2 protein-coding genes are annotated in these 1145 nt (G+C 71.6%); both read right to left on the bottom strand.

The features are described from left to right. A partial coding sequence (locus ACFWGZ_RS41135; protein ID WP_382456998.1) for a DUF6227 family protein occupies positions 1-723 on the bottom strand: 723 nt, incomplete at its 3' end. Between the two features lie 43 nt (positions 724-766). Continuing rightward, positions 767-1145, bottom strand: a 379-nt coding sequence (locus ACFWGZ_RS41140; RefSeq protein ID WP_382456999.1) for a P1 family peptidase, incomplete at its 5' end; no start/stop codon positions are given.

Below are 1145 nucleotides of genomic sequence, written 5' to 3' on the forward strand. Positions count from 1 at the left end.
CTCGTACAGCGTGAACCCGGCGTCCCGCCCGTCCACCCGGCAGTGGCGGCCGCAGACCTGGGTGATGTGGTGGGCGAAGGCCGCGCGCAGCAGCCGGGCGGTCTCCTCGCCGGGGCCGTCGCTGTTCTCCGCGCGGCGCAGGACACGGCGGGCGTGGTCCGCGGAGTTGTCCGGGGCGTACTCCCGGGGGAGCGGGGCCGGGGGAGTCGCCATCAGGAGCGTGAGCGCCTCCAGGTCGGCCTGGGGCGTGTCGTCCGCGAACAGCGGGACGTCGCCGAAGCTGCCCGCCAGCCGGGCCGCGGCGACCTTGGCATCGGCCTCGTCGTCGTACAGCTCGTGGTGGGTGAGGCCGGGCTCCGTGCGCGCCTGCGGGTCGGCCGTGCTCCGCGGCCCGCCGTGCACCAGCTCCCACAGGCTGAGCGCCGTGCCGTCGGACAGGAGGTACGTGTGCCGGTAGGTCTCGCGGTGGAGCACGGAACTGTGGTGCGAGGAGTGCAGGGTACTGCTGTGGGCGAGCGCGGTACCGAGTCTCTCGACCGTGCTGTCGGGCAGGTCGAAAGAGTTGAGTGCCCGTCGCAGGAGTCGGTCGAGGTGCTGCTCGGTTGTCTCGTACGGATCGCTCAAGGTGCTGTCTCCAGGCCGTTGCCGCGTGTTACTTGCTGCGTGCTTAACGTAGTCCCTGGGTCTGACATCGTGACCGGGGTTCGGAAAAACGTATGGCACGGACAGATGGTTCCTGACGGTTCGTCCGAACTTCTGAACTTCCCTATCCGGCTGGTGAGTCGGGGGCCGGCGGGCCGTCCGTCGGAGCGGGCGAGGAGCGCGGTCGTATGCCGTACAGATCGGTGTACGAGGGGTAACAGCCGCCTTTGGGACGGGCGTCGACACCCCGGGCCGCGCGAGCGGCCTTCACGATGGCGCGCGCCAGCACCTCCGCACCGGCCGCCAGTAGCTCGTTGAGCGCGACCGGATCGCGCGCGTCGAGCGGACGGGCGCCGGTGGCCAGCGCGAAGACGGTGTCCCCGTCGGTGAGCAGATGCACCGGGCGCACGGCGCGCGCGAGCCCATCGTGCGCCGTGCCCGCGAGCTTCTGCGCCTGGGCCCGGGTGAGGTCGGCGTCCGTGGCGTCCACGGCGAGCGTGGTG

This window comes from Lentzea sp. NPDC060358, from assembly GCF_042725365.1.
Lineage (GTDB): Bacteria > Actinomycetota > Actinomycetes > Mycobacteriales > Pseudonocardiaceae > Lentzea.